General features: G+C 70.8%; 30 protein-coding genes. 12 read left to right on the top strand and 18 right to left on the bottom strand.

Features of this window, described 5'->3' with window-relative positions:
- The first annotated feature begins 67 nt into the window (after positions 1-67).
- Complete coding sequence (locus tag BN39_RS19425) at positions 68-421, top strand: metalloregulator ArsR/SmtB family transcription factor (protein ID WP_086010339.1); 354 nt, start codon at positions 68-70, stop codon at positions 419-421.
- Positions 418-840 carry a Fur family transcriptional regulator gene (locus BN39_RS19420; RefSeq protein WP_040768896.1) on the top strand — a complete coding sequence of 141 codons (423 nt, stop codon included), beginning with the start codon at positions 418-420 and terminating at the stop codon, positions 838-840. The genes BN39_RS19425 and BN39_RS19420 overlap by 4 nt, the downstream gene beginning before the upstream one ends.
- Positions 841-844: 4 nt before the next feature.
- On the opposite strand, the gene BN39_RS19415 is transcribed toward BN39_RS19420, so the two are convergent.
- The 5 genes from BN39_RS19415 to BN39_RS19395 are packed head-to-tail and all read right to left on the bottom strand — an operon-like array spanning position 845 to position 4,261.
- Positions 845-1,450, bottom strand: coding sequence for a TetR family transcriptional regulator (locus tag BN39_RS19415; protein WP_019204115.1), 606 nt, complete (start codon positions 1,448-1,450; stop codon positions 845-847).
- Positions 1,447-2,625 carry an NAD(P)/FAD-dependent oxidoreductase gene (locus BN39_RS19410; RefSeq protein WP_019204114.1) on the bottom strand — a complete coding sequence of 393 codons (1,179 nt, stop codon included), beginning with the start codon at positions 2,623-2,625 and terminating at the stop codon, positions 1,447-1,449. Before BN39_RS19410 ends, BN39_RS19415 begins: the two co-directional genes overlap by 4 nt.
- Positions 2,622-2,810, bottom strand: coding sequence for a rubredoxin (locus BN39_RS19405; protein ID WP_013127360.1), 189 nt, complete (start codon positions 2,808-2,810; stop codon positions 2,622-2,624). The genes BN39_RS19410 and BN39_RS19405 overlap by 4 nt, the downstream gene beginning before the upstream one ends.
- Before the next feature lie 30 nt (positions 2,811-2,840).
- Positions 2,841-3,002 (bottom strand): rubredoxin, encoded by a 162-nt coding sequence (locus BN39_RS19400; protein WP_019204113.1) that lies wholly within the window; start codon positions 3,000-3,002, stop codon positions 2,841-2,843.
- Positions 2,999-4,261, bottom strand: a complete 1,263-nt coding sequence (locus BN39_RS19395; protein ID WP_019204112.1) for an alkane 1-monooxygenase — start codon at positions 4,259-4,261, stop codon at positions 2,999-3,001. Before BN39_RS19395 ends, BN39_RS19400 begins: the two co-directional genes overlap by 4 nt.
- A 210-nt stretch (positions 4,262-4,471) precedes the next feature.
- Here BN39_RS19395 and BN39_RS19390 point away from each other — a divergent pair, with 210 nt between their 5' ends.
- From BN39_RS19390 to BN39_RS19380, 3 genes are read left to right on the top strand one after another with little or no spacing between them, the layout of a single operon-like run.
- Positions 4,472-4,897 (top strand): MarR family winged helix-turn-helix transcriptional regulator, encoded by a 426-nt coding sequence (locus tag BN39_RS19390; RefSeq protein ID WP_019204111.1) that lies wholly within the window; start codon positions 4,472-4,474, stop codon positions 4,895-4,897.
- 58 nt (positions 4,898-4,955) lie between these two features.
- The gene (locus BN39_RS19385) at positions 4,956-5,381 is read left to right on the top strand and encodes an organic hydroperoxide resistance protein (protein WP_019204110.1); all 426 of its coding nucleotides are present in this window, start codon (positions 4,956-4,958) and stop codon (positions 5,379-5,381) included.
- A gap of 30 nt (positions 5,382-5,411) precedes the next feature.
- The gene (locus BN39_RS19380; protein ID WP_019204109.1) at positions 5,412-6,410 is read left to right on the top strand and encodes a zinc-binding dehydrogenase; all 999 of its coding nucleotides are present in this window, start codon (positions 5,412-5,414) and stop codon (positions 6,408-6,410) included.
- Between the two features lie 39 nt (positions 6,411-6,449).
- On the opposite strand, the gene BN39_RS19375 is transcribed toward BN39_RS19380, so the two are convergent.
- From BN39_RS19375 to hrcA, 12 genes are all read right to left on the bottom strand, one after another.
- Positions 6,450-6,854 (bottom strand): hypothetical protein, encoded by a 405-nt coding sequence (locus tag BN39_RS19375; protein ID WP_019204108.1) that lies wholly within the window; start codon positions 6,852-6,854, stop codon positions 6,450-6,452.
- On the bottom strand, positions 6,851-7,660 hold the full coding sequence (locus BN39_RS19370) for an isoprenyl transferase (protein ID WP_051159080.1): 810 nt from the start codon (positions 7,658-7,660) through the stop codon (positions 6,851-6,853). The genes BN39_RS19375 and BN39_RS19370 overlap by 4 nt, the downstream gene beginning before the upstream one ends.
- Entirely contained in the window at positions 7,638-8,444 is an 807-nt protein-coding gene (recO, locus tag BN39_RS19365) for a DNA repair protein RecO (protein WP_019204106.1), read from the bottom strand. Before recO ends, BN39_RS19370 begins: the two co-directional genes overlap by 23 nt.
- 79 nt (positions 8,445-8,523) lie before the next feature.
- Complete coding sequence (gene era, locus BN39_RS19360) at positions 8,524-9,492, bottom strand: GTPase Era (protein ID WP_019204105.1); 969 nt, start codon at positions 9,490-9,492, stop codon at positions 8,524-8,526.
- The gene (locus tag BN39_RS19355) at positions 9,489-9,812 is read right to left on the bottom strand and encodes a cytidine deaminase (protein ID WP_019204104.1); all 324 of its coding nucleotides are present in this window, start codon (positions 9,810-9,812) and stop codon (positions 9,489-9,491) included. The genes era and BN39_RS19355 overlap by 4 nt, the downstream gene beginning before the upstream one ends.
- Positions 9,809-11,125 carry a hemolysin family protein gene (locus BN39_RS19350; protein WP_019204103.1) on the bottom strand — a complete coding sequence of 439 codons (1,317 nt, stop codon included), beginning with the start codon at positions 11,123-11,125 and terminating at the stop codon, positions 9,809-9,811. The genes BN39_RS19355 and BN39_RS19350 overlap by 4 nt, the downstream gene beginning before the upstream one ends.
- Positions 11,126-11,668, bottom strand: a complete 543-nt coding sequence (ybeY, locus tag BN39_RS19345; protein ID WP_019204102.1) for an rRNA maturation RNase YbeY — start codon at positions 11,666-11,668, stop codon at positions 11,126-11,128.
- Positions 11,665-12,726, bottom strand: coding sequence for a PhoH family protein (locus BN39_RS19340; protein WP_019204101.1), 1,062 nt, complete (start codon positions 12,724-12,726; stop codon positions 11,665-11,667). The genes ybeY and BN39_RS19340 overlap by 4 nt, the downstream gene beginning before the upstream one ends.
- A gap of 125 nt (positions 12,727-12,851) precedes the next feature.
- Complete coding sequence (locus BN39_RS22445) at positions 12,852-13,574, bottom strand: S9 family peptidase (RefSeq protein ID WP_019204100.1); 723 nt, start codon at positions 13,572-13,574, stop codon at positions 12,852-12,854.
- 29 nt (positions 13,575-13,603) lie between these two features.
- Positions 13,604-14,362, bottom strand: coding sequence for a 16S rRNA (uracil(1498)-N(3))-methyltransferase (locus tag BN39_RS19330; RefSeq protein ID WP_019204099.1), 759 nt, complete (start codon positions 14,360-14,362; stop codon positions 13,604-13,606).
- A gap of 6 nt (positions 14,363-14,368) precedes the next feature.
- Entirely contained in the window at positions 14,369-15,535 is a 1,167-nt protein-coding gene (dnaJ, locus tag BN39_RS19325) for a molecular chaperone DnaJ (protein ID WP_019204098.1), read from the bottom strand.
- Positions 15,536-15,649: 114 nt separating this feature from the next.
- Positions 15,650-16,684 carry a heat-inducible transcriptional repressor HrcA gene (hrcA, locus tag BN39_RS19320; protein ID WP_019204097.1) on the bottom strand — a complete coding sequence of 345 codons (1,035 nt, stop codon included), beginning with the start codon at positions 16,682-16,684 and terminating at the stop codon, positions 15,650-15,652.
- A 71-nt stretch (positions 16,685-16,755) separates the two neighbouring features.
- Between hrcA and BN39_RS19315 the strand changes: the two genes are divergently transcribed.
- The 3 genes from BN39_RS19315 (at position 16,756) to BN39_RS19305 (ending at position 18,549) form a co-directional block, all read left to right on the top strand.
- Positions 16,756-17,109 (top strand): type II toxin-antitoxin system VapB family antitoxin, encoded by a 354-nt coding sequence (locus BN39_RS19315; protein WP_019204096.1) that lies wholly within the window; start codon positions 16,756-16,758, stop codon positions 17,107-17,109.
- Between the two features lie 11 nt (positions 17,110-17,120).
- Positions 17,121-17,747, top strand: a complete 627-nt coding sequence (locus BN39_RS19310; RefSeq protein WP_019204095.1) for an SIMPL domain-containing protein — start codon at positions 17,121-17,123, stop codon at positions 17,745-17,747.
- Between the two features lie 67 nt (positions 17,748-17,814).
- Positions 17,815-18,549 carry an SIMPL domain-containing protein gene (locus tag BN39_RS19305; RefSeq protein ID WP_040768731.1) on the top strand — a complete coding sequence of 245 codons (735 nt, stop codon included), beginning with the start codon at positions 17,815-17,817 and terminating at the stop codon, positions 18,547-18,549.
- A 12-nt stretch (positions 18,550-18,561) separates the two neighbouring features.
- Here the strand turns inward: BN39_RS19305 and hemW are convergent, their stop codons facing one another.
- Positions 18,562-19,731: a radical SAM family heme chaperone HemW gene (gene hemW / locus BN39_RS19300; protein ID WP_019204093.1), complete on the bottom strand. Its 1,170-nt coding sequence runs from the start codon at positions 19,729-19,731 to the stop codon at positions 18,562-18,564.
- A 257-nt stretch (positions 19,732-19,988) separates the two neighbouring features.
- Here hemW and BN39_RS19295 point away from each other — a divergent pair, with 257 nt between their 5' ends.
- The 4 genes from BN39_RS19295 to BN39_RS19280 are packed head-to-tail and all read left to right on the top strand — an operon-like array spanning position 19,989 to position 24,656.
- Positions 19,989-21,722, top strand: a complete 1,734-nt coding sequence (locus BN39_RS19295; RefSeq protein WP_019204092.1) for a nitrite/sulfite reductase — start codon at positions 19,989-19,991, stop codon at positions 21,720-21,722.
- Complete coding sequence (locus BN39_RS19290) at positions 21,719-22,453, top strand: phosphoadenylyl-sulfate reductase (RefSeq protein ID WP_019204091.1); 735 nt, start codon at positions 21,719-21,721, stop codon at positions 22,451-22,453. Before BN39_RS19295 ends, BN39_RS19290 begins: the two co-directional genes overlap by 4 nt.
- Positions 22,450-23,379: a sulfate adenylyltransferase subunit CysD gene (gene cysD, locus BN39_RS19285; protein WP_019204090.1), complete on the top strand. Its 930-nt coding sequence runs from the start codon at positions 22,450-22,452 to the stop codon at positions 23,377-23,379. The genes BN39_RS19290 and cysD overlap by 4 nt, the downstream gene beginning before the upstream one ends.
- Positions 23,379-24,656, top strand: a complete 1,278-nt coding sequence (locus tag BN39_RS19280) for a sulfate adenylyltransferase subunit 1 (protein WP_019204089.1) — start codon at positions 23,379-23,381, stop codon at positions 24,654-24,656. The genes cysD and BN39_RS19280 overlap by 1 nt, the downstream gene beginning before the upstream one ends.
- The last annotated feature ends 35 nt before the right edge of the window (positions 24,657-24,691 follow it).

The raw sequence follows: 24,691 nt of genomic DNA, 5'->3' as shown, positions 1-24,691 counted from the left end.
CGGGCTCGGACTTGACGTAGCCGAAACCGCATATGAAAATGATTCTTGATAACAGGAGGTGGCCCCCATTCCTACCGACGTCGCCGCAGACTGCCCCGTCGACGCCGACTGCGAACCGCAGCCGGCCCCCAGCCCCGAGGTGCTGGCCGCCACGGGCGACCTGCTCCGGGCCCTCGCGGCGCCCGTGCGGATCTCGATCGTCCTGGAGCTCATGCGGTCCGAGCTGTGCGTGCACCAGTTGGTCGATTCGCTCGGTGTCACGCAGCCCCTCGTGAGCCAGCACCTGCGGGTGCTCAAGTCCGCGGGCGTGGTGCGGGGCGAGCGCAACGGCCGGGAGATCGTCTACCGGCTCGTGGACGACCACCTCGCGCACATCGTGGTCGACGCGGTCGCCCACTCCACCGAGCGGCAGGGGGCCTGACGGTGGCCGGCGAAGCCGCGAAGGTGATCGGCGTGCGCGCCACCAAGCAGCGCGGCGCCATCGCGCACGCCCTGGAATCGGTGTCGGAGTTCAAGTCCGCGCAGGAGTTGCACGAGCAGCTGCGCGCGGACGGGGAATCGATCGGACTGACCACCGTGTACCGGAACCTGCAGGCGATGGCCGATGCCGGCGCGGTGGACACGCTGCGCACCGACAGCGGCGAGGCGTTGTTCCGGATGTGCTCGGGGGAGCATCACCACCACCTGGTGTGCCGGGACTGCGGGCGCACCGTGGAGGTGACGGACCGGGCGGTGGAGGCGTGGTCCGCGCGGACCGCCGCGGCGCACGGCTTCACCGACGTCACGCACACGCTGGAGATCTTCGGCCGCTGCAAGGAGTGCTCGGCCGGGCGGGGCTGACGACTCAGGCGCGGACGGCCCGCTCCAGGTACGGCGAGACCACCGCGGAGACCTCCTTGGCCGCCTCCTCGGGGCCCTCCAGCGGCATGGTGAGGTGACTGAACGCGAGGCGCACCAGCACACCTGCCGCCAGTTGCGCGTCGTCGCGCCGGGCCTGGGCCCAGCTCAGAACGAGGATCTCGGCGAGCCCCGCGCTGGCCCGCTTGAGGATCGGGGTGCCGTCGACGGTGACGATCCCCATGAGGTCGCGGTGCGGGTTGGGCCCGACGATGTTGAGCACCACGGGGTCACCCATACCGGTGCGGAACACCCCGAGCATGGCGTCCTCGACCGCGAGCGCGATCTCTCCGGGATGCGCGTCGATCCGGTCCTGCACGTACGCCAGCAACCCGTCGACGAACCGGGTCACGTAGGCGACGGCGAGCCCCTTGCGGGAGCCGAACTCGTTGTAGAGGGTCTGCCGGCTCACTCCGGCCTCGCGGGCCACGGCCGCCATGGTGACCGCCGACCATTCCCGCCCGTTGAGGAAGTGGCTCACGGCGTCGAGCGCCTGATCGCGCACCGTGGGCTTGGGAACGGCGTCGGGCTCGCGGCCCGCGAGGACGGTCATCGCACGACCGCCGAGGCGATCTTCTCGGACAGCTCGCCGCGCACGGCGCGCAGCTCCTTCGGCCGGCCCATCGCCACCGCGCCCACCAGGCCGTCGGCCCGGCTGCAGCGCGCGACGAACGTTCCTCCGGTCTCCCCGTCCACCGTTCCGTCCACCTCCAGCGCGTCCTCGGCCGCGGGCCACCCCGCGAACTGCAGCACCGCACCGAACTGGTTCGACCAGCCCCACGGCACCGTCGGCGCCGGGGTCTGCCCCAGGAGCACCTGCGCGACGGCCGTGCCCTGATCCTGTGCGGCGGACCAGTTCTCCGCGCGGTAGGTGCCGCCCTCCAGAGGGTTGGGCACCCGCGCACAGTCGCCGATCGCGTAGACGTCCTCGGCGGATGTGCGATACCGCTCGTCCACCAGGATACCGTCGTCGACCCGCAGCGCGAGGCGCTCGGCGAGTCCGGTGTCGGGCGCCGAACCGACGGCGACCACGAGCAGGTCCGCGACCACGGCGGCACTGTCGGGCAGCGCGACCGTCACCTGGTCCGGGTCGACGGTGACCTCCCCCGGACGGACGCCGAGCAGCAGGTCGACGCCGGCGCCGCGCTGCAGCGAGGCGAGTCGCTCCCCGATCACGGGCGGGACCACCCGCACCAGCGGCAGGGGCGCCGGCTCGATGACGGTGACCCGCGCGCCCAGCTTGGCCGCGGCCGACGCGACCTCGGAACCGATCAGCCCGGCGCCGAGCACCACCACGGTGCCGGCGCGCCCGAGGTCGTCGCGCAGGGCGGCGGCGTCGGCGAAGTCCCGCAGGTACCGCACGCGCGGTCCGGGCTCGATGCCCGGGAGGTGCCGGGCCGCTCCCCCGGTGGCCAGCACCAGCGAGTCGTAGCCGAGGGCGCCGCCGTCGGACAGCTCCAGCTCGTGCGCCGCGGTGTCCCCGCCGGTCACCGTGACCCCGGTGCGGACGTCGACGCCGATCTCCGCCCAGTGCGATCCGGGCTTGAGGAGCGCCTTCTCGACCTCCATGCCCGAGAGCAACACGTCCTTGCTGAGCGTGGGACGGCGGTACGGGAGGTGCGGTTCACGCCCGACGAGGGTGACGTCCCCGTCGAACCCGCCGGACCGCAGCGCCAGTGCCGCGGAGGCTCCCGCGACGCCCGTCCCCACGATCACCGCGCCGCTCATCCCCGCGCCACCTCGACCATCTCGAAATCGGCCTTCGCGGCGCCGCAGTCGGGGCAGGACCAGTCCTCGGGGATGTCGTCCCAGCGGGTGCCGGGCTCGATGCCGTCCTCCGGCCAGCCCTCGGCCTCGTCGTACTCGAAGCCGCACTGCAGGCAGCGGAACAGCTTGAAGGGTGCGTCACTCATGGGTCTTCCTTTCGCAGTGTCGATTCCGCGTCAGACGGGCTCGAAATCGATCTTGTCTCGGACCCCGCAGTCGGGGCAGTTCCAGTCGTCGGGGATGTCGGTCCAGGCGGTGCCGGCAGGCCACCCCTCGCGGGGGGCGCCGGTCGCCTCGTCGTAGACGTAGTCGCAGACGGGGCACTTGAAGGCGCTCATGCGGCGGCCTGCTCTCCGGTGCTCGGCGCGCCGTACTTGGCGAGCACCTTGTCGCGGACGCGGGGGTGGATGTTGACCTTCGTGATGTCGCCGTCGTAGTGATCGAGCACGCGACGGTCCATGATCCTGCGCCACACCGGCGGGAAGTAGGTCACGCCGATCAGGGTGGCGTAGCCCTGGGGCAGCGACGGGGCCTCCTCGAACGACCGCAGGGTCTGGTAGCGGCGCGTGGGGTTGGCGTGGTGGTCGCTGTGCCGCTGCAGGTGGTACAGGAACACGTTGGTCACGATGCGGTCCGAGTTCCAGGAGTGCCGCGGGGCGCAGCGCTCGTAACGACCCGAGGCGGTCTTCTGCCGCAGCAGCCCGTAGTGCTCCAGGTAGTTCACCGACTCCAGCAGGCTGAAACCGTAGACGCCCTGGATGATCAGGAACGGCAGCACGTACCAGCCGAAGACCGCGGTGAGGGCGCCGAACAGGACGGCGGTCATCAGCCAGGCGTTGAGCACGTCGTTCTTCAGAGTCCAGGGGCTCTTGCCGAGGCGGTGCAGGCGCGTCTTCTCGAGGTTCCACGAGGACTTCAGGCTGCCCCAGACGCTGCGCGGCAGGAACTCCCAGAAGGTTTCGCCGAAGCGGCCGCTGGCCGGGTCCTCCGGGGTGGCGACGCGCACGTGGTGGCCGCGGTTGTGCTCGATGAAGAAGTGGCCGTACATGGCCGGCGCCAGGGTGAGCTTGGCGATCCAGCGCTCGTTCTCGGGCTTCTTGTGGCCCAGCTCGTGGCCGGTGTTGATGCCGATACCGGTGACCACGCCCAGGCTCAGCGTGATGCCGATCTGGCTGATCAGGCCCAGGCCGCCGCCGTTCGAGTAGACGCCGCCCAGCCAGCTGAGGTCGTCCGCGGTGAGGAAGTAGCACATCGCGATGAGCGAGGCCAGGTGGCACGGCAGGAAGATGTAGGTCAGCCAGCGGTAGTACTTGGACTCCTCCAGCGCCTCCATCACCTCCTCCGGCGGGTTCTCGCCGTCGTCGCCGGCCTTGATGTCGACGATCGGGAGGATCACGTACAGGAGCAGCGGGCCGATCCACCAGAGGACGGGCGCGAGGTACATCAGCGGGGTGTGGCCGATGCCGAGCAGCATCATGAGCCCCACCGCGAAGAACAGCGCGGTGGGAACGAAGAGCCCCCACAGCCACAGCCGCTTCTTGTGGTCGGTCCAGACGGCCTCGTTGCCGTCCGCGTCGATATAGGCCAGGCCCTTCATCGGTGCCTCCTTACGAGTTCGCCCCGGGCGGGGCTGTGACTGAGGTCATATGCACTGAGGACAGTATTTGACAGATGTCGTCGATCTGTCAAGCTCTTCGTGGACACATTCGCATTGGATGTAAACCCGCAGGTAGACGACTCCCCTCGATGTGTCCAAACGCCCCGTTTTAAGTTGTGCACAATTGAGTTGCGTGGCACTCTGATTGTCGTGGAACGCGACGAACTACTCGACTCCCAGGTCTGCTTCGCCCTGTACTCCGCGGCCCGGGTGGCCTCCAACGCCTACCGCGACGGGCTCGCGGCGCTGGGCCTGACGTACACCCAGTACGTCACCCTGCTCGCCCTGTGGGAGCGCGACGGTGTCACCGTGTCGGCGCTGGGCGAACGCCTCCGGCTCGACAGCGGCACCCTCTCGCCTCTGATCCGCCGCCTCGAGACGATGGGCCTCGTCGAGCGCCGCCGCGAGCAGGCCGACGAACGCCTCGTCACCGTCCACGTCACGGACGCGGGCAGGGCGATGCAGCCCCGCGTCGCCGGGGTGCAGCGCACCGTGCGCGACGGGTTCAATCTCTCCCCCGAGGAGGCCGTGCTCCTGCGCGACCTCGCGAACAGGTTCTGCGCGGCCCACTCCTGACCGCCACCGCGCCCACCCCTCACCCGAACCACCCGACACCGAACGAACGAAGGTCACCATGCCCGATATCGCTTACACCGCCGAGGCCGTCGCCACCGGCGCCGGTCGCGACGGCCGCACCCGCACCGACGACGGCCGCGTCGACCTGCAGCTCGCCGTCCCCCGAGAGATGGGCGGATCCGGCGACGGCGCCAATCCGGAGCAACTGTTCGCCGCCGGCTACGCCGCCTGCTTCCACTCCGCGCTGCAGATGGTCGCCCGCTCACAGAAGGTCGCACTCGGCGACTCCAGCGTCGGCGCCCGGGTCGGCATCGGCCCCAACGGATCCGGGGGCTTCGGGCTGACCGTCGCGCTCGAGGTCGTGATCCCCGATCTCGACGGGGCCACCGCACAGGGCCTCGCCGACGCGGCGCACCAGGTGTGCCCCTACTCCAACGCCGTCCGCGGCAACGTCGACGTCACCGTGACCGTCGCCGACGACTGATCCGAAACCACCTGCAGGAAAGAGAATCCCATGCGTGCACTGCTTCACGACGAATTCGGCGACCCCGCCACCGTCCTCTCCGTCCACGACGTCTCCGTGCCCGAGCCGCGCCCCGGCCAGGTCCGGATCCGCACCATCCTGGCGCCCATCCACAACCACGACCTGTGGACCGTGAAGGGCGACTACGGTTTCAAGCCGCCGCTGCCCGGGGCGCGCTCCGGGTCCGAGGGCGTCGGCGTGGTGGACGCGCTCGGCGAGGGCGTCGAGGGCGTCACCGTCGGCCAGCGCGTCATGACCGGCGGCGCCTTCGGCACGTGGGCCGAGTACTTCCTGGCGAACGCGGCGACGCTCGTCCCGGTCCCGGACTCCATCCCCGACGAGGCCGCCGCGCAGCTGTTCGCCATGCCGTTCAGCGCCGCCTCGCTGCTCGACCACCTCGACGTGCAGCCCGGCCAATGGGTCGTGCAGAACACCGCGAACGGGATGGTCGGCCGGCTCCTCGCGCAGCTCGCCGCCGCGCGGGGCGTCAACGTCACCGGCCTGGTCCGGCGGTCCGCCGCCGTCGAGGAGCTCGCCGCGTTCGGCGTGGAGAACGTGATCGCCACCGACGTGGACGGGTGGCGCGAACGCGCGGCCGAGCTGGCCGGTGACGCCGGGTACGCCGCCGCGGTGGACTCGATCGGCGGCGCCGCGAGCACCGATCTCGCGCGCCTGCTGGGCGAACGCGGCACCCTGGTGTCCTTCGGCGCCATGAGTGCGGCGGGCGCCGGACAGACCGCGCAGCTGGAGATCCCGGTGAACGACGTGATCTTCAAGCAGCTCCGGATCAAGGGCTTCTGGGGAAAGATCGTGGCGCAGGAGATGCCGCCCGCGAAGCAGCGCGAGCTGCTCGAGGAGATCATCCGGGGCGCGGCCGAGGGCACGCTGGCCCTTCCGGTGGACGGCGTGTACCCGTTCGAGGAGATCGCTCAGGCGGCGGCCGCCTCCGGCCGGCCGGGGCGCGCGGGCAAGGTGCTGCTGCGCCCGTAGCCACGACGAGGGGCGGCACGCCTCGCCGGGCCCCGGAGGTCACCCGACGAGGCGCCGCCGCGCTTCCACTCCCTGCGTCAGTACGAAGAGCACGAACTCCCGCAGCGCCTCGTCGTCGAGGGTGCCCGCCGGGAAGGAGTAGTGCAGCACCAGATCCGCGGACACCTCGCGTTCCATGAGCCGGAGGGCGCCGAATTGGACGCCCTCCGCCGTCGCGCCCACGTCCGACCGCAACTCGTCGGTGAGCGGCAGGTCCCACGCGACCACCTGGGTCAGCGAGTACACGTCCACCCCCGCGGCGAGCTCGAAGACCTGGACCGACGCGGGCGTGTCGCCCAGGTCCACCAGGACGGCGTCCTTGCCGTCGCGGCGCAGCCCGATTCCCTCACCGAGGGCCTCCTCCAGGCGGGTGCGCAGTCCCTCGAGGCGGTCCGGGGCGATCACTGGGCGCCGCCGAACCGACGGTCGCGCTTGGCGTATTCGAGGCAGGCGTCCCAGAGGTTCCGGCGGTCGAAGTCCGGGAACAGCGTGTCCTGGTAGACGTATTCGGCGTACGCGCTCTCCCACAGCAGGAAGTTGGAGCTGCGCTTCTCCCCCGACGGGCGCAGGAACAGGTCCACGTCGGGCATGTCCGGCTGATACAGGTAGCTCTGGAACGACTGCTCGGTGATGTGATCCGGGCTGATCTCGCCGGCCGCCGCACGGCGCGCGATCTCCCTCGTGGCATCGACGATCTCGGCGCGACCGCCGTAGTTGACGCACATCGTGAGTGTCATGACGGTGTTGTCCCGGGTGAGCTCCTCCGCCACCTCGAGTTCCCGGATCACGCTGCGCCACAGCCGCGGACGGCGCCCCGCCCACTTCACGCGGACGCCCATCTCGTGCATCTCGTCGCGGCGGCGGCGGATCACATCGCGGTTGAAGCCCATGAGGAAGCGCACCTCCTCGGGACTGCGCGACCAGTTCTCGGTGGAGAAGGCGTACGCCGACAACTGGGTCACGCCGATCTCGATGCACCCGCACACCGTGTCCATCAGCACAGCCTCGCCGCGCTTGTGCCCCTCGGTGCGGGCCATGCCGCGCTCCTTGGCCCAGCGCCCGTTACCGTCCATCACCAGGGCGACGTGCTTCGGCACCAGCTCGGCGGGGATCTCGGGCGGCGTCGCACCCGACGGATGCGGATCGGGCGGGCGTACCGTCGCCACCTGCTTCGGTGGCGTCTTCGACCTACCCCGCCGCAGTCCCGGCACCGTCGACCTCCTCGATGTCCCGGCCCGCGCTGGCGAGGGCCGTGCTGTGCGGCGCGTGCCGCTCGATCATGGGCAGCGACCGCAGCTGCCGCCCCACGTGCCACTGTAGGTGCGCCGCCGCGAGGCCGTTCGCCTGCCTGCGCAGCCGCTCGTCGGTGGTCTCCGCATAGTCGAAGTCCGGCAGCGCGAGCGCGGCCATGAGGTCGAGCACGCCCTGGGACGGCACCGCCGCACCGGGCGGGCGGCAGTGCACGCAGACCGCGCCGCCGGCCGCCACGTGGAAGGCGCGGTGCGGCCCCTCGTCGCCGCAGCGCGAGCACAGCGTGAGTGCGGGCGCCCAGCCCGCAGCGTCCATGGCCCGCAGCAGGAACGAGATCAGGATCAGGTCGCGGTCGCGGGCGCCGGCGGCGATCGCGCGCAACGCCCCGACGGTCAGCCGGTGCAGATCCAGCGCCGGCGCGCGCTCCTCGCCCGCGAGCCGTTCCGCGGTCTCGATCACCGCGCAGGCCGTGGTGTACCGGCCGTAGTCCTCCGTCAGGTCGCCCGAGTAGGCCGCGATGGAATGCACCTGGGTCACCACGTCCAGGCTGCGGCCGGGGTGCAACTGCAGGTCGACGTGCGCGAACAGCTCCAGCCGGGCGCCGAACCGCGACCGCGGCCGGCGCACCCCCTTGGCGACCGCGCGGACCAGGCCGTTGTCGCGGGTCAGCAGCGTGAGGATGTAGTCGGCCTCCCCCAACTTGTGCTGCCGCAGCACCACGGCGCTGTCCCGGTACGACCTCATTCCCCCATCATCCCACCCCCGACTGACGGATGCCGCCGCGCCGCGCCGCAATCCGGGGGTGGCAGCGGCTGCTGGGGCGCTAGAAGCCCAGGCGGCCCAGCTGCTTGGGGTCGCGCTGCCAGTCCTTGGCCACCTTCACGTGCAGGGACAGGAACACCTTGCGGCCCAGCAGTTTCTCGATCTCGCCGCGGGCCGCGGTGCCCACCGACTTCAGCCGCGAACCGCCCTTGCCGATGATGATCGCCTTCTGCGAGGGCCGCTCCACGTACAGCAGCGCGTGCACCTCCAGGAGGCCCGGCTTACCCGACTTCTCCTGCGCCTCGGTCTTCTCGCGCTCGAGGACCTCCTCGATGGTCACGGCCAGCGAGTGCGGCAGCTCGTCCCGCACGCCCTCCAGGGCGGCCTCGCGGATCAGCTCGGCCATCATCGTGTCGTCGTCGGTGTCGGTGACCTCGTCGTCCGGGTAGAACGCGGGCCCCGGCCGCATCTTCGACGCCAGCAGCTGCACCAGGTCCTCGACCTGCTCCCCCGAGGTGGCGGACACGGGGATCACGTCCGACTCCCCACCCAGGAACTGCGAGACCGCCATGAGCTGCTCTGCGATCTTGTCGCGTCCGACCTTGTCGATCTTGGTCACGATGCCCAGCAGCGGCGTACGCGGCGCCATGTGCCGCACCTGATCGAGGATGTACTTGTCGCCCGGGCCGATCTTCTCGTCCGCGGGGATCGTGAGGCAGATGATGTCCACCTCGGAGTAGGTGTCCCGCACCAGGTCGTTCAGCCGCTGCCCCAGCAGGGTCCGCGGCCGGTGCAGGCCGGGGGTGTCCACCAGGATCAGCTGGCAGTTCGGCCGGTTGACGATGCCGCGGATCGTGGAACGGGTGGTCTGCGGCCGCGAACTGGTGATCGCGATCTTCGTGCCCACCAGCGCGTTGGTCAGCGTGGACTTGCCCGTGTTCGGGCGTCCGACGAAACACACGAACCCGGAACGGAATTCGTCCTCGCCGGTCTCGGGTCCGCCGGTCTCGGCCTCGGGGGTTCCGGTCACCGTCGGGCCTCCCCCGCCGCGTCGAACAGCAGCACCGGCGCGGTGCCGGAGACCTCGTGCAGCGCCGCCACGCCCGCGTCGGCGTCGTCGGCATCGCCCACCAGGACCGCGGCCTCGAAGCCCTCCGCGCCCGAACTCAGCGCGGACGCGACGGCCACCTGCAGGCCGGTCAGCGCGAGCGCGTCCAGGCGCACGGGGGCGCCCGCGTAGGTGCGCCCGTCCAGGTCGCGCACGGCGGCGCCGTGCGGCGCCCCCGCCCGTCCCATCGCACCGCGCGCCAGCGTCACGAGCTTGCGGTCCTCCTCGCTCGGCTCGCTCACGCGGTCTCCTTCTCCTCGTCGTCGGCGCCGTCCTCCGGCTCGCCGTTCCCGTCCTCGGCGCGCCGCACCAGGACGGTCGTGATCCGCATCCTCCCACGACGGTTCGTGGCGCCCTCGGCCTCCAGCACCAGGCCGTGGGCCTGCGCCTCGGAACCGGGCAGCGGCACCCGGCCGAGCGCGAGCCCCAGCAGGCCGCCCACGGTGTCCACCTCGTCCTCCTCGATCTCCTCGTCGAAGAGCTCGCCGAGCGTCTCCAGGTCGAGGCGCGCGGACACCCGGAAGAGGCCCTCGCCGAGGTCCTCGACGGGGGCGATCTCGCCCGCGTCGTATTCGTCGGTGATCTCTCCGACGATCTCCTCCAGCACGTCCTCGATCGTCACCAGGCCGGCGATGGAGCCGTACTCGTTGACCAGCACGGCCATGTGGTTGTTGGTCCGCTGCATCTCCCGCAGCAGCGCGTCCACGGGCTTGGAATCGGGCACGAACACCGCGGGCCGGGCCATCTCGGCCACATCGATGGCGTGCCGGTCGGCACCGTCGGGCAGTGCGACCAGGTCCTTGAGGTAGACGACGCCCCGCACGTCGTCCACGTTCTCCCCGATGACGGGGATCCGCGAATGCCCGGACCGGACGGCGAGCCGGACCGCCTGCGCGACCGTCTTGCCCGCCTCGATCCACACGATCTCGGGGCGCGGCACCATGACGCCGCGCGCGGCCGTGTCGCCGAGTTCGAAGACGGACTGGATCATCTTGCCCTCGTCCTCGGCCACCACGCCGCGCTGCTGCGCCATGTCGACCAGCTCGCGCAGCTCGACCTCCGTCGCGAACGGCCCGTTGCGGAAGCCGCGCCCCGGAGTGACGGCGTTGCCCAGCAGGATCAGCAGGCGGGTGACGGGCGCGATGAGGATCGCGATGGCCTGCACCATCAGTGCGGTCGAGCACCCCAGCGAGTACGCGTGCTGCCGGCCCAGGGTGCGCGGGCCGACCCCGATCAGCACGTAGCTGATCACCGTCATGGCCGCGGCGGTGACCACCGCGGTCCACACCGTGGACAGGGCGCGATCGAGAACCAGGAACAGGAGCACCGTCGCCGATATCTCGCAGGCCGTGCGCAACAGCACCACGAGGTTGACGTACAGCGGCCGGTTGTTCAGCAGCCGCTGCAGGCGCTTCGCACCGGGGCGTCCCTCGTCGACGAGGTCCTCGACGCGCGCGGGCGAGACGGTGAGCAGGGCGGAGTCGATCGCCGCGAACAGCCCGCCCAGGAGCACCAAGGCGACGACGCCGACGATCAGGAGGATCGACGATTGCACTTAGCCGTCCCGCCGCCCCAGGAAGCCGGTGCGCCCCAGGAGCCTGTCGTCGCGCGCGGCCTGCCGGGCGCGACGCTCCTTGTCGCGCTCCTGCGCGTAGTACTCGGCGATGATGCTGTCCTGGAGTGCGAACATCTCGCGCTCCTCGTCCGGCTCGGCGTGGTCGAAGCCCAGCAGGTGCAGCACGCCGTGCACCGTGAGCACGTTGAGCTCGTGCTCCGTCGAGTGCCCCGCGGACTGCGCCTGCTCGGCGGCGAACTGCGGGCACAGCACGATGTCGCCCAGCGTCGCCGGGCCGGCGTCGGCCATGTCCGGGCGGCCGCCGGGGGTGAGCTCGTCCATCGGAAAGCTCATCACGTCGGTCGGCCCGGGCAGGTCCATCCACTTCACGTGCAGGTCGGCCATGGTGTCCAGGTCGACCGCGAGCATGTTCAGCTCGGCGCCCGGGTGCACGTCCATCGCGGCGATGGCGAAGGCCGCCATGGCGACGACCTCGGCCTCGTCGACGTCGAATCCGGACTCGTTGGCGAACTCGATGCTCATCGGCGCCCCGGAATCCGTCGGGCGCCGCCCAGCTGCGGGCGCTTGGTGCTCGCGAGCTGCGCCTCGAATTGGGCGTAGGCGTCGACGATCTCCGCGACGAGCCGGTGCCGCACCACGTCGGCGCTGGTCAGCTCCGAGATGTGGATGTCGTCGATACCGCGCAGGATGTCGACGGCGGCGCGCATCCCGCTCATCGCCCCGCCGGGCAGATCCACCTGTGAGGCATCGCCCGTGACCACGATCTTGGAGCCGAAACCGAGGCGCGTGAGGAACATCTTCATCTGCTCCGCGGTGGTGTTCTGCGCCTCGTCGAGGATGATGAACGCGTCGTTGAGCGACCGGCCGCGCATGAACGCGAGCGGCGCCACCTCGATCACGCCCGCCTCCATCAGCTTCGGAATGGCCTCGGGGTCCATCATGTCGTGCAGCGCGTCGTACAGCGGCCGCAGGTACGGGTCGATCTTGTCGTTGAGGGTGCCCGGGAGGAAGCCCAGCCGTTCGCCGGCCTCGACGGCGGGACGCGTCAGGATGATGCGGCTGACCTGCTTGGACTGCAGCGCCTGCACGGCCTTGGCCATCGCGAGGTACGTCTTGCCGGTGCCCGCCGGGCCCACGCCGAACACGATGGTGTGCTCGTCGATCGCGTCCACGTACTTCTTCTGGTTGACCGTCTTCGGGCGCACCGTCTTGCCGCGGCGCGAGATGATGTCCAGCGTCAGCACCTCGGCCGGCGATTCGCCGGAACCGTCGGTCATCATCGCGACCGAGCGGCGCACCTCCTCGGGGCTCACCGCCACACCGCTGCGGACCGCGGCCAGCAGCTCGGCGACCACGCGCTCGGCGAGCGCCACGTCGGCAGGTGTCCCGGACAGCGTGAGCACGTTCCCGCGGGCGTGGATGTCCGCGGTGAGCGCTCCTTCGAGGGCGCGGAGGTTGGCGTCCGCGGGACCGAGCAGCCCGAAGGTCAGCTCGATGGGGATCTCGATGGTGGACCGTGCCGGGCCTGCGGCCGGGCTACGGGTATCGGAACTGTGTGCGTCTGCCACGCGGTGGGTCATTCCTTCGGTCTGCGGCGGTCACCGCCCCAGCCGAGGCGGATACGCCCAGTTTAGTCCCTCGAAGGGCCGCGCCGCCTCCGAGATTCGCCCCGCCGGTTCAGCGGACGGCGAACGCGTCCCTCTGACTACTTCGTGCTGGTCAGCTCCTCGATGGCGGCGAGCGTGGCCGCGTGGCCCTTGGAGCCCGGCTCCAGGAAGTCGTCGTGGCCCTCGCCCTCGATCATGGTGAGCGCGGCGTCCATGCCGTTCTCCTGCGCCTGCGAGAGGAACCACTCGGAGAGCTGGTAGGGAACCTGCTCGTCGAGCCGGCCGTGCAGCGCGCGCACGCGGGTCTTGAAGGGCATCGCCGCGACGGGGCTCGCCTGCGCGAACGTGCGCTTGAGCAGGCGCTGATTCGCGTTGGGGCCGAGGTCGAACAGCAGCCGCATGGACTGGTCACCGTCGCCGCGCTCGATGAGGTCGAGCACGCCGCCGCGGGAGATCACGCCGAGGAGCTCGGGGCGCTGCGCCGCGGCCCACACCGCGAGCGTGGCGCCGGCGCTGTGCGCGGCCACGATGTGCCCGGCCGGGCCGGCCAGCTTCTCGGTGCCGTAATCGACGGCGGCCAGTACGTCCTCGCCGGGGATCGGCCATTTGACGCCGGGCTCGCCGACGCGGCGGTACTCGACGTTCCAGACGGGGTATCCGCGCTGGTTGAGGTCCTTGGCGATCTTCGACTCCATCGTCATGGTGTAGAGATTGCGCCAGTAGCCGCCGTGCACCAGCGTGATGAGCGGCTTGGAGGCGTCACCCGGGTAGAAGTGCCCGTGCTGCGATTCCTCGCTGCCGTAGAAGATGCGACGCGCCATCGTTCTTCAATCTCCTCGTCGAATACCCGCTATGCGGGTGGGGTCTGCTCCCACCTGGTGGTCAGGACACCGATCGCCCCGAGTGCGACGGCCGCGGCCGTGGATGTCCGCAGCACCGTCGGTCCGAGGAGCGCGGGCTGCGCACCCGTCGCGACCAGGGCGTCCAGTTCCTCGGGGCTGATTCCGCCCTCCGGTCCCACCACAATAACGACGGTTTCGGTTACCGAGAAGTCAACTTCGCCGAGAGGCACCGCCGAACCCTCGTGCAAGACAACTACATTCGCATCCATACTGGTGAGTAGTGGAACGAGTTCTCGCGTCGTCACCACGTCGTGCACGCGCGGAACATACGCTCGCCGAGCCTGTTTCGCCGCCGCGCGGGCAACGGCGCGCCACCGCGCGACACCCTTCTCGGCCTTGCCCTTGCCGCCGTCCCACCGCGCCACACAACGGGCCGCCTGCCACGGCACGATCTCGTCGATCCCCGCCTCCGTGGCGAGTTCGACGGCGAGATCCGCGCGGTCGGACTTGGGCAGCGCCTGAACCAGTACCACGCGCGGCGACGCCGCCGGCACCGTCCACACCTCGGCACAGCGGAGCGTCACATCGGCCTTGCCGACGGCGGCCGCGGAGCACCGGGCGAAGCCCCCGGCACCGTCGGAGAGCACCAGTTCCTCCCCCACCCGGATCCGGCGGACGGCCGCCGCGTGGCGCCCCTCGTCACCGTCGAGCAGGCACTCCTCGCCCGGGGCGGGCAGCCGCTCGGCGAGGAAGACGGTGGCCGCCACCGGCGGTTACCGTCCGGCGAACGTGTCGCGCAGGCGGGAGAACAGGCCGCCGCCCTGGTCGGCGGTGCCGCGCCGCGCCACCTGCGGCTGCTCCCCGGGGAACAGCGCCTTGAACTCGCGCAGCTTCTCGGTCTGCTTCTTGTCCAGGCGCGCGGGCACGACCACGTCGAAGTGGACCACCAGGTTGCCGCGCGTCTGCGCGTTCACCTGGGGCATGCCGTGGCCGCGGAGCACCTTGGTGTCGCCGGACTGGGTGCCGGGCGGGATCTCCACGGTGAGTTCCCCGTCGATCACGGTTGGCACGTCGATGCTGCCGCCCAGCGCGGCGTCGAACATCGGCACCCGCGCGGTGACGTGCAGCGTGCTGCCCTCGCGGACGAGGAACTCGTGCTCGGACTCGGTGACCTCGACGTAGAGGTCGCCGGCGGGGCCGCCGCCCGGGCCCACCTCGCCCTGACCGGCCAGCCGCACCCGCATCCCGTCGCCGACGCCGGCGGGGATCTTCACGGTGAGCGAGCGGCGCGAGCGCACCCGGCCGTCGCCGCTGCACTTGGTGCACGGGTTCTCGATGACCTCGCCGGCCCCGGAACAGGTGGGGCACGGCCGCGACGTCATGACCTGGCCGAGGAACGACCTCTGCACCGACTGCACCTCGCCGGCGCCGTGGCAGGTGGGGCACATCGACGGCTTGGAGTCGCCCTCGGTGCCCGAGCCGTGGCACTTGTCGCACAGGATCGCGGTGTCGACGGTGAGCTCCCGGCTCACGCCCGTCGCGCACTCCTCCAGGTCGAGCTCCATGCGGATGAGGGCGTCGTTGCCCGGGCGCACACGGCCGCGGGGCCCGCGGCCGCCGCCGCCCATCCCGCCGCCGAAGAACGCCTCGAAGACGTCGCCCAGGCCGCCGGTGAATCCGCCGGCGCCGAAGCCGCCGGCGCCGCCGAAGCCCCCGGGTGAACTGTCGAGCGGATCACCGCCCATGTCCACGACGCGACGCTTCTCGGGGTCGCTGAGGACCTCGTACGCGTCGGAGACGTCGCGGAACTTCTCCTGCGCCGCCTCGTCGGGATTCACATCCGGATGCAGCTCGCGGGCCAACTTCCGGTACGCGCGCTTGATCTCCTGGTCGGAGGCCTTCGAATCGACCCCGAGGATGCGGTAGTAGTCACGGGCCACGGTTGATAAATCCCCTTGCACGTACTTCGTCGTCTACGTTCTGTCTGCGGACCTGACACACCCGCACTCAACCCATGATTCCACCACGTATGGCGATGCGGCCATTCGGCGAGGTCAGCGGTCGCCGAGAACCTCGCCGACGTACCGCGCCACGGCCGCCACCGAGGCGATGGTGCCCGGGTAGTCCATGCGGGTCGGCCCCAGCACGCCCACACCGCCGAACACGGCGCCCGACGAACCGTAGCCGGTGGACACCACCGAGGTCCCGCGCAGGTTCTCGTCCTGCGTCTCCGACCCGATGGCCACGGACACCATGCCCGGCTGCTGCCGCACGGTGAGCAGTTTCAGCACGACGACCTGTTCCTCCAGCGTCTCCAGCACGCTCCGGAGGGATCCGGACATCGCGTCGAAATCGCCCGCGTTGCGGGTGAGGTTCGCGGTGCCGCCGAGCACGAGGCGGTCGTCGGCGCGCTCGACGAGGGTCTCGACGAGCACCGTCGACACCCGGATCACGGCGTCCCGCAGGTCCCGGTCCGCCAGCGGCGCCAGATCCGCGACGGCCATCGAGGCGTCCGGGATGAGCTTGCCGTGCACCGCGGCGCCGAACAGCTCCCGCAGCCGCGAGAGGTCCTCGTCGGACGCCGGGTCACCCAGCTCCACGAGACGCTGCTCCACGCGGCCCGAATCGAGGATCACCACCAGCAGCAGGCGGGTGGGGGCGAGCGCGACCACCTCCAGGTGGCGCACCCGCGCCGAGCTCAGCACCGGGTACTGGATCACCGCGACCTGGCGGGTGAGCTGGGCCAGCAGCCGCACCGAGCGCTGCAGCACGTCGTCGAGGTCCACCCCGGTCTCCAGGAACTGCAGGATGGCGCGCCGTTCCGCGGCCGACAGCGGCTTGACCTGGGCGATCCGGTCGACGAACTGCCGGTACCCCTTCTCGGTGGGGATCCGGCCCGAGCTGGTGTGCTGCTGGGTGATGTAGCCCTCGGCCTCGAGGACCGCCATGTCGTTGCGGACGGTGGCGCTGGACACGCCCAGGTGGTGCCGGTCGACGAGGGCCTTGGAGCCCACGGGCTCCTGCGTCTCCACGTAATCGGCGACGATCGCGCGCAGCACCTCGAATCGACGGTCCTCGGTGGTCGACATCGTGGGCGTGACACCTCCCGTTCCCATCGTCTTCTCTCGAAGGTCCAGTTTACGCGGGCTACAGTCGAGCCGTGATCTTCAAGGGCGTCATCGACGGGAAGCCGTATCCCGACCACGGCCTCACCGCCCGGGAATGGTCTCAGATCCCGCCGCAGCAGGTGCGCCTGTCCGACATCGTGACCACGACGACGGTGCTCGCCCTGGACCGGCTGCTGTCCGAGGACTCGACGTTCTTCGGCGACCTGTTCCCGCACGCGGTCGAGTGGAACGGCGACCTGTACCTGGAGGACGGCCTGCATCGCGCGGTGCGCTCCGCATTGCGCGGGCGCGAGGTCCTGCACTGCCGCGTGCACGCGCTGCCGCCCGGCACCCCGCCGCGTCCGGCATCCTCGGGGGCGTACGGCAAACACGCCCGCCGCGACTGAAGGGATCCACCATGACGCGCTCCATCCGCCTGACCGGCACCGGCTCAGCCCCCGCCATCCCGGACGTGGTGGTGGCGCGGGTGGGGGTCGAGAAGCGCGCCGCCGACGTGCAGTCCGCGTTCGCCGGCGCCGGGGACGCCGCCCGCGCCGTGGTGGACGCGGTGCGCGCCGCCGGCGTCGCCGAGGCCGATGTCGCCACCACGGACCTCGGACTGCAGACCGTCGAGACGGGGCCCTGGGAGGACCGCCGGCTGGAGGGCTACTCCGCGACCGAGGCCCTCGTACTCACCGTCCGGGACGTCGCGGACGCGGCGCGGGTGCTGCAGGCCGTCGCGGTCGCCGCCGGGGACGCGGCCAGGATCGACTCCGTCACGTTCGCGCTGTCCGACGGTGAGCGCCCGGCCGCCGCTGCGCGGGAGGCGGCGTTCGCGGATGCGCGGGCGCGCGCCGAGCAGTACGCCGCGCTCGCCGGGGCGTCGCTGGGAGCGGTGCTGTCGATCGTCGACGAACCCCGGGCCGCCCCGCAGCGCGAGGTGATGTTCGCGGCGCGCGCCGCGCCCGGCGGCGGCGCCCCGGCGATGCACGCGGGCGAGCGCACCGTGTCCGCCCGGGTCACCGTGGAATGGGAGTTGGGGTAACCGGGGACGGCGTTGCCGTAACCGGCGAAGCGCCACGGGGCGCGCGGAGCGCTGGCACCCTGAGGTCATGTCCAATTCCGGATCGACCACGGCACGACGGACGAGTGCGGCGCTGTTGGCCGCGGCCCTGACGGCGGGCGCGCTGACGGCGTGCGGCTCCTCCGGTTCCTCCAACGACTCCCCGCGGGAGATCACGGCGGTCGGCGTCGGCGAGTCCTCGGGTAAGCCCGACGTGCTCACCGTGCAGATGTCGGTGCAGCACCAGGCCGGCGACGTCTCCACCGCCCTCAACGAGGCGTCGGCGCGCGCGCAGAAGGTGATCGACGCGGCGGGCGCGAACGGCGTGGACAAGGCGCAGATCAGCACGGCGAACGTGAAGCTCAATCCGCGCTACGGGCCCGGCTCCGAGATCACGTCGTACGAGGCCACCCAGTCGTTGACCATCAAGGTGCACAAGCTGGAGACGGCGTCGAAGCTGCTGGGCGACGTGACCACGGCGGGCGGCGACGCGACCCGGATCGAGTCGGTCGGCTTCGACATCGAGAACGACGACGAGCTCAAGGCGTCGGCGCGGGACAAGGCGTTCGCCGAGGCGAAGACCCGCGCCGAGCAGTACGCGAAGCTCTCGGGCGGCTCGCTCGGCGAGGTGCGCACGGTGAGCGAGGTCCCCGTCACCACCAAGCCGACCACCCGCGAGTTCGGCGCCAACGGCGTCCCCGGCGCGGCCGCGTCGCCGGTGCCGATCGAGACCGGCGAGCAGTCCCTCAAGGTGACCGTGACGGTGGTGTGGGGGCTGTCGTGATCCTCCGACCCCTCAATCCAGGATCCGGCGGACCACCCCGTCGGCCAGCAGCCGGCCGGCGTCGGTGAGCACGTACGACTCCCCCTCGCGCGACAGGTTGCCCTGCGCCACTTCACGATCGGCGCGGACGGCCTCCTCCGCGCGCAGCGCGGAGAGCGGCAGCCCGGAGCGCATCCGCACCCGGAGCATCACATCCTCGACGTGCTTCTCCTCGTCCGTGAGCGTCTCGCGACCGGCAACCGGCAGCTCGCCGCGGGCGACGGCCTCGGCGTACCGGGCCGGGTGCTTGACGTTCCACAATCGCGTGCCCGCGACGTGCCCGTGCGCGCCGGGCCCGGCTCCCCACCAGTCGGCGCCCTCCCAGTACAGCTCGTTGTGCCGGCACCGCCCGGCCTCGCTGCGGGCCCAGTTGGACACCTCGTACCAGTCGAATCCGGCGTCCCGCAGCGCCGCGTCGACCATCTCGTAGCGGTGCGCGAGCACGTCGTCGTCCGTGTCGGGGAGCTCGCCGCGGCGGATCCGACGGGCCAGCGCCGTGCCGTCCTCGACGATGAGGGCGTAGGCCGACACGTGATCGACACCCGCGTCGAGCACGGCGCCCAGCGAGGCCCGCAGGTCGTCGTCGGACTCCCCCGGCGTGCCGTAGATGAGATCCAGGTTGACGTGCTCGAATCCCGCCTCGCGCGCCTCCCGCGCCGCAGCGACGGCCCTTCCCGGGGTGTGCGTGCGGTCGAGGACGCGAAGGACGTGCTCGGCCGCCGACTGCATGCCCAGCGACACCCGTGTGAACCCCGCCTCCCGGAGTCGGGCGAAGAACTCGGGCGAGGTGGACTCGGGATTGGATTCGGTGGTGATCTCCGCGTCGTCGGCGAACCGGAAATGACGGTGCGCGGTGTCCAGCAGGGCCGCCAGGCCGTCGCCGCCCAGGAGCGACGGGGTGCCCCCGCCCACGAACACCGTCGAGACCTCGGCATCGCCGACGGTGCGCCTGGCCAGCGCGAGCTCGCCGTCGATCGCCTCGGCCCACGCCTGCGGCGAGGAGGAGCCCCCCAGTTCACCGGCCGTGTAGGTGTTGAAGTCGCAGTACCCGCAGCGTGTCGCGCAGAACGGAACGTGCAGGTACAGGCCGAACGGTGTCGCACCGTCGAGCCGGCGGAGCTCTGGGGTCGAGGGCACGGGCACGGGTCCAGTCTGGCAGGTCCGCAGGCACGGGATTTCGCGCACCGGTGAGCGGAACCCGATTCCACATCTGCGCCCATCCGGTGGCACAATGATCTCGATGGATGGACAGGGTGAGCTGCTGGCATCGCGCCGGCACATCGACTACCTGCGGGTCTGCAGCAGCGGCTGTCGGGCCTGATTCCCGACGCGTCCTCGCGCGTCGAGCCCCTGAGCGCCACCAGCCCTGGCGCGCCATCCCATGAATCCCAGGAGTCTCCATGACGTCGATCGCCGACGCCCCTGTCCCCTCCGCCGGTGACGCCGCCCCGACGCGGCCGACGCGGCCGGCGCGCACGCGTCCTGCCAAGCGCAAGTCGGAGGGTCAGTGGAAGCTGGGGTACCGCACTCCCCTCAATGCGAACGAGCAGACCAAACGCGACGACAACCCGCTCAACGTGCGGGCCCGGATCGAGAACATCTACTCGAAGCAGGGCTTCGACTCGATCGACAAGGCCGATCTGCGCGGGCGGATGCGCTGGTGGGGCCTCTACACGCAGCGTGAGCAGGGTTACGACGGCACGTACACGGGCGACGAGAACATCGATCTGCTGGAAGCGCCGTACTTCATGATGCGGGTGCGGTGCGACGGCGGGAAGCTCGACGTGGCGCAGATGCGCACCCTCGGCGAACTGTCCACCGAGTTCGGCCGCGACACCGCCGACCTCTCGGATCGCGAGAACGTCCAGTTCCATTGGATCGAGATCGAGAACGTTCCCGAGATCTGGAAGCGCCTCGAGGCCGTCGGCCTCAAGACCACCGAGGCCTGCGGCGACTGCCCCCGCGTGGTGCTCGGTTCTCCGCTGGCCGGCGAGTCCTTCGGCGAGGTCCTCGACCCGTCGCCCGCGATCGACGAGATCGTGCGCCGCTACATCGGTGACCCGAAGTACTCGAACCTGCCGCGCAAGTTCAAGACCGCCATCTCGGGCCAGCAGGACGTGGTCCACGAGATCAACGACGTCGCCTTCGTCGGTGTCGAGCACCCCGAGCACGGCCCCGGCCTCGACCTGTGGGTCGGCGGCGGCCTGTCGACGAACCCGATGCTCGCGCAGCGGCTGGGCGCGTGGATCCCGCTCGACGAGGTACCCGACGTGTGGGAGGGCGTGGTCTCGATCTTCCGGGACTACGGCTACCGGCGGCTCCGCGCGAAGGCGCGGCTGAAGTTCCTGGTCAAGGACTGGGGCGTGGAGAAGTTCCGTGAAGTCCTCGAAACCGAGTACCTCGGCCGCACGCTGATCGACGGTCCCGCGCCCGAGAAGCCGGAGCGCCCGGTCGACCACATCGGCGTGCAGAAGCTGCGCAACGGCCTCAACGCCGTCGGCTTCTCCCCCATCGCCGGCCGCGTCTCGGGCACCGTCCTGAGCGGGGTCGCCGACGCGATGGAGCGGGTCGGTTCGGACCGTGCCGCGTTCACGCCGTACCAGAAGCTCATCGTCCTCGACGTCCCCGACGACCGGGTCGACTCCCTGATCGACGAGTTGCAGCCGCTGGGCCTGCAGGGCCGCCCGTCGATCTGGCGCCGCAACCTGATCGCGTGCAGCGGCATCGAGTTCTGCAAGCTCTCCTTCGTCGAGACGCGCAAGCGCTCGCAGGTGCTGGTGCCGGACCTGGAGGAGCGGCTCGCCGACATCAACGCGCAGCTGGACGTCCCGATCACGGTGAACATCAACGGCTGCCCCAATTCGTGCGGCCGGTCCCAGGTGGCCGACATCGGCTTCAAGGGCCAGCTCGTGGACGACCACGAGGGGAATCAAGTCGAGGGCTTCCAGGTTCACCTTGGTGGAAGCCTCGGGCTCGACAGCGGGTTCGGCCGCAAGCTGCGCCAGCACAAGGTGCTGTCGACGGAGCTCGGGGACTACATCGAGCGAGTGGTGCGGAACTTCGTGGCACAGCGGGAGCCCGACGAGCGGTTCGCGCAGTGGACGCTCCGCGCCGCGGATGAGGACCTGCGATGAACGCGCCCCACACGACACCGTCGAACCCCCTGACCGGACGCGACGCCGACGAGCTGCGCGCCCTCGCGGAGCGCGCGTCGAAGGAGCTGGAGGGCGCCGACGCGCTCACCCTGCTCCAGTGGACGATGGACACCTTCGGCGAGGACTTCGTGGTGGCCTCGAACATGCAGGACGGGGTGCTGGTGCACCTCGCCAAGCAGGTGCAGGAGCGGCCGAAGGTCCTCTTCCTGGACACCGGCTACCACTTCCCGGAGACCATCGGCATGCGCGACGCGGTCGAGTCGATCTACGAGGTGGAACTGCTCAACGTGACGCCCGCGCAGAGCGTCGGCGAGCAGGACGCCACCGTCGGCAAGGACCTGTTCGCGAGCGACCCGGCGCAGTGCTGCAACCTGCGCAAGGTGGTGCCGCTGCGCGAGACCCTCTCGGGTTACCGCGCCTGGGTCACCGGGATCCGCCGGGTCGAGTCGCCCACCCGCGCGAACGCGCCGTTCATCTCGTTCGACGAGGGCTTCGGCCTGCTCAAGGTGAACCCGATCGTCGACTGGTCCGACGAGCGGATGCAGCAGTTCATCGACGAGAACGGCATCCTGGTGAACCCGCTGGTCGACGAGGGCTACCCGTCGATCGGCTGCCAGCCGTGCACCAAGAAGCCCGAACCCGGATCCGATCCTCGAAGCGGCCGCTGGGCCGGTTCGACCAAGACAGAATGCGGATTGCACGCCTCATGACCATCACCGAGCCCCCCACCACGCCCGCGGACAGCGAGTTCAGCACGCTGGACGCGCTCGAATCCGAGGCCATTCACATCTTCCGGGAGGTGGCGGGCGAGTTCGAGCGCCCCGTCATCCTGTTCTCGGGCGGCAAGGATTCGACGGTCCTGCTGCACCTCGCCGTGAAGGCGTTCTGGCCGGCGCCGCTGCCGTTCGCGCTGCTGCACGTGGACACCGGGCACAACCTTCCCGAGGTGCTCGACTTCCGCGACCGGATGGTCGAGAAGTACAACCTGCGCCTGCACGTGGCGAAGGTCGAGGACTACCTCGCCGACGGCCGGCTGGAGGAGCGCGCCGACGGCATCCGCAATCCGCTGCAGACGGTGCCGCTGCTCGACGCGATCACCGAGAACCGGTTCGACGCGGTGTTCGGCGGCGGCCGCCGCGACGAGGAGCGCGCCCGCGCCAAGGAGCGGATCTTCTCGCTGCGCAACGCCTTCGGGCAGTGGGACCCGAAGAAGCAGCGCCCCGAGCTGTGGAACCTGTACAACGGCCGGCACGCACCGGGTGAGCACGTGCGGGTGTTCCCGATCAGCAATTTCACCGAGCTCGACATCTGGCGTTACATCGCGCGCGAGGACATCGAGCTGGCGTCGATCTACTACGCGCACGAGCGCGAGGTGTACGACCGCGACGGCATGCTCATGACGTCCGGGGTCTGGGGCGGCCCCCGCGAGGGTGAGCAGGTGCGCACGCTGTCGGTGCGGTACCGCACCGTGGGCGACGGTTCCACCACGGGCGCGATCGAGTCGACCGCCTCGGACAACGAGCAGATCATGGCCGAGGTCGCGGCGTCGCGGCTCACCGAGCGCGGCGCCACCCGTGGCGACGACCGGGTCTCGGAGGCCGCCATGGAAGACCGCAAGAAGGAAGGCTACTTCTGATGAGCAGCGCTCCCGCGCTCCTGCGCCTGGCTACCGCCGGCTCGGTCGACGACGGTAAGTCCACTCTGGTCGGGCGGCTGCTGTACGACACGAAGTCGGTTCTCGCGGACCAGATCGACGCGGTCACGCGCGCGTCGGTCGACAAGGGGCTCGACACCCCGGACCTGTCGCTGCTCGTGGACGGCCTGCGCGCCGAGCGCGAACAGGGCATCACGATCGACGTGGCCTACCGGTACTTCGCGACGCCGAGCCGGTCCTTCATCCTCGCCGACACCCCCGGGCACGTGCAGTACACCCGCAACACGGTGTCCGGCGCGTCGACCGCACAGGTGGTGATCCTGCTGACGGACGCGCGCAAGGGCGTCATCGAGCAGACCCGCCGGCACGCCGCGGTGCTCTCGCTACTCGGTGTTCCGCGACTCGTGTTGGCGGTCAACAAGATCGACCTCGTCGAGGACGCGGCCGCGGTGTTCGAGCAGATCTCGGCCGAGTTCCGCGAGCTCACCCGCTCGCTCGGCTGGGCCGAGGACTCGGTGCACGCGATCCCCGTCTCGGCGCTGCACGGCGACAACGTCGCCTCCCGCTCCACGGGAACCCCGTTCTACGACGGCCCGTCGCTGATCGAGCATCTGGAGTCGATCCCCACGGACCCCGACACCAAGCCGATCGGCTTCCGGTTCCCGGTGCAGTACGTGATCCGTCCCCGCACGCCCGAATTCCCCGACTACCGCGGTTACGCCGGTCAGGTGGCCGCGGGCACGGTCGACGTGGGCGACGAGGTCCTGGTGCTCCCCGCGGGCACGCGCAGCCGCGTCGAGCGCATCGACACCGCCGACGGTGAGCTGGCCTCGGCGCACACCGGCCGCTCGGTCACCGTGATCCTCGCCGACGACGTGGACGTCTCCCGCGGCGACGTCATCGTCTCCGCCGCCGACGCCCCCGAGCCGATGCAGCAGTTCGAGGCCACCGTGTGCTGGCTGGCGGAGAAGCCGCTGCGGATCGGCGCGCGCCTGCTGCTCAAGCACGGCACCAAGACCACGCAGGCGATCGTGGGCGGCGTCGACGCCGTGTTCGACGAGCAGAACCTGGCGATCGCCGAGGGAGACGGCCTGGAGCTCAACCAGATCGGCCGCATCGCCGTGCAGACCGCCGAGCCGATCGTGGCGGACGACTACGACAAGAACCGGGAGATGGGCAGCTTCCTGCTCATCGATCCGGCGGGCGGCAACACGCTCGCCGCCGGCCTGGTCGGCAACGCCCTCGCCCACCTGGAGTAGGCCCGACGGTCCGCCGCCGCGCCCTGTTGATCGGG

The sequence above is a fragment of the Tsukamurella sp. 1534 genome (assembly GCF_000312385.1).
GTDB lineage: Bacteria > Actinomycetota > Actinomycetes > Mycobacteriales > Mycobacteriaceae > Tsukamurella.
The sequence above is the reverse complement of the archived record's forward strand: the minus strand, read 5'-3'. Positions and strand labels throughout refer to the sequence as shown.

What these genes read in the sequence shown, in the direction of transcription:
- BN39_RS19405 (WP_013127360.1), bottom strand. Translation starts at nt 2,810, where the DNA reads ATGAGTGACGCACCCTTCAAGCTGTTCCGCTGCCTGCAGTGCGGCTTC.
- BN39_RS19415 (WP_019204115.1), bottom strand. Translation starts at nt 1,450, where the DNA reads ATGACCGTCCTCGCGGGCCGCGAGCCCGACGCCGTTCCCAAGCCCACG.
- BN39_RS19340 (WP_019204101.1), bottom strand. Translation starts at nt 12,726, where the DNA reads ATGACCCACCGCGTGGCAGACGCACACAGTTCCGATACCCGTAGCCCG.
- ybeY (WP_019204102.1), bottom strand. Translation starts at nt 11,668, where the DNA reads ATGAGCATCGAGTTCGCCAACGAGTCCGGATTCGACGTCGACGAGGCC.
- recO (WP_019204106.1), bottom strand. Translation starts at nt 8,444, where the DNA reads ATGAGGTCGTACCGGGACAGCGCCGTGGTGCTGCGGCAGCACAAGTTG.
- BN39_RS19395 (WP_019204112.1), bottom strand. Translation starts at nt 4,261, where the DNA reads ATGAAGGGCCTGGCCTATATCGACGCGGACGGCAACGAGGCCGTCTGG.
- BN39_RS19380 (WP_019204109.1), top strand. Translation starts at nt 5,412, where the DNA reads ATGCGTGCACTGCTTCACGACGAATTCGGCGACCCCGCCACCGTCCTC.
- BN39_RS19295 (WP_019204092.1), top strand. Translation starts at nt 19,989, where the DNA reads ATGACGTCGATCGCCGACGCCCCTGTCCCCTCCGCCGGTGACGCCGCC.
- BN39_RS19305 (WP_040768731.1), top strand. Translation starts at nt 17,815, where the DNA reads ATGTCCAATTCCGGATCGACCACGGCACGACGGACGAGTGCGGCGCTG.
- BN39_RS19280 (WP_019204089.1), top strand. Translation starts at nt 23,379, where the DNA reads ATGAGCAGCGCTCCCGCGCTCCTGCGCCTGGCTACCGCCGGCTCGGTC.
- BN39_RS19410 (WP_019204114.1), bottom strand. Translation starts at nt 2,625, where the DNA reads ATGAGCGGCGCGGTGATCGTGGGGACGGGCGTCGCGGGAGCCTCCGCG.
- hrcA (WP_019204097.1), bottom strand. Translation starts at nt 16,684, where the DNA reads ATGTCGACCACCGAGGACCGTCGATTCGAGGTGCTGCGCGCGATCGTC.
- BN39_RS19400 (WP_019204113.1), bottom strand. Translation starts at nt 3,002, where the DNA reads ATGAGCGCCTTCAAGTGCCCCGTCTGCGACTACGTCTACGACGAGGCG.
- BN39_RS22445 (WP_019204100.1), bottom strand. Translation starts at nt 13,574, where the DNA reads ATGGCGCGTCGCATCTTCTACGGCAGCGAGGAATCGCAGCACGGGCAC.
- BN39_RS19290 (WP_019204091.1), top strand. Translation starts at nt 21,719, where the DNA reads ATGAACGCGCCCCACACGACACCGTCGAACCCCCTGACCGGACGCGAC.
- BN39_RS19385 (WP_019204110.1), top strand. Translation starts at nt 4,956, where the DNA reads ATGCCCGATATCGCTTACACCGCCGAGGCCGTCGCCACCGGCGCCGGT.
- BN39_RS19310 (WP_019204095.1), top strand. Translation starts at nt 17,121, where the DNA reads ATGACGCGCTCCATCCGCCTGACCGGCACCGGCTCAGCCCCCGCCATC.
- cysD (WP_019204090.1), top strand. Translation starts at nt 22,450, where the DNA reads ATGACCATCACCGAGCCCCCCACCACGCCCGCGGACAGCGAGTTCAGC.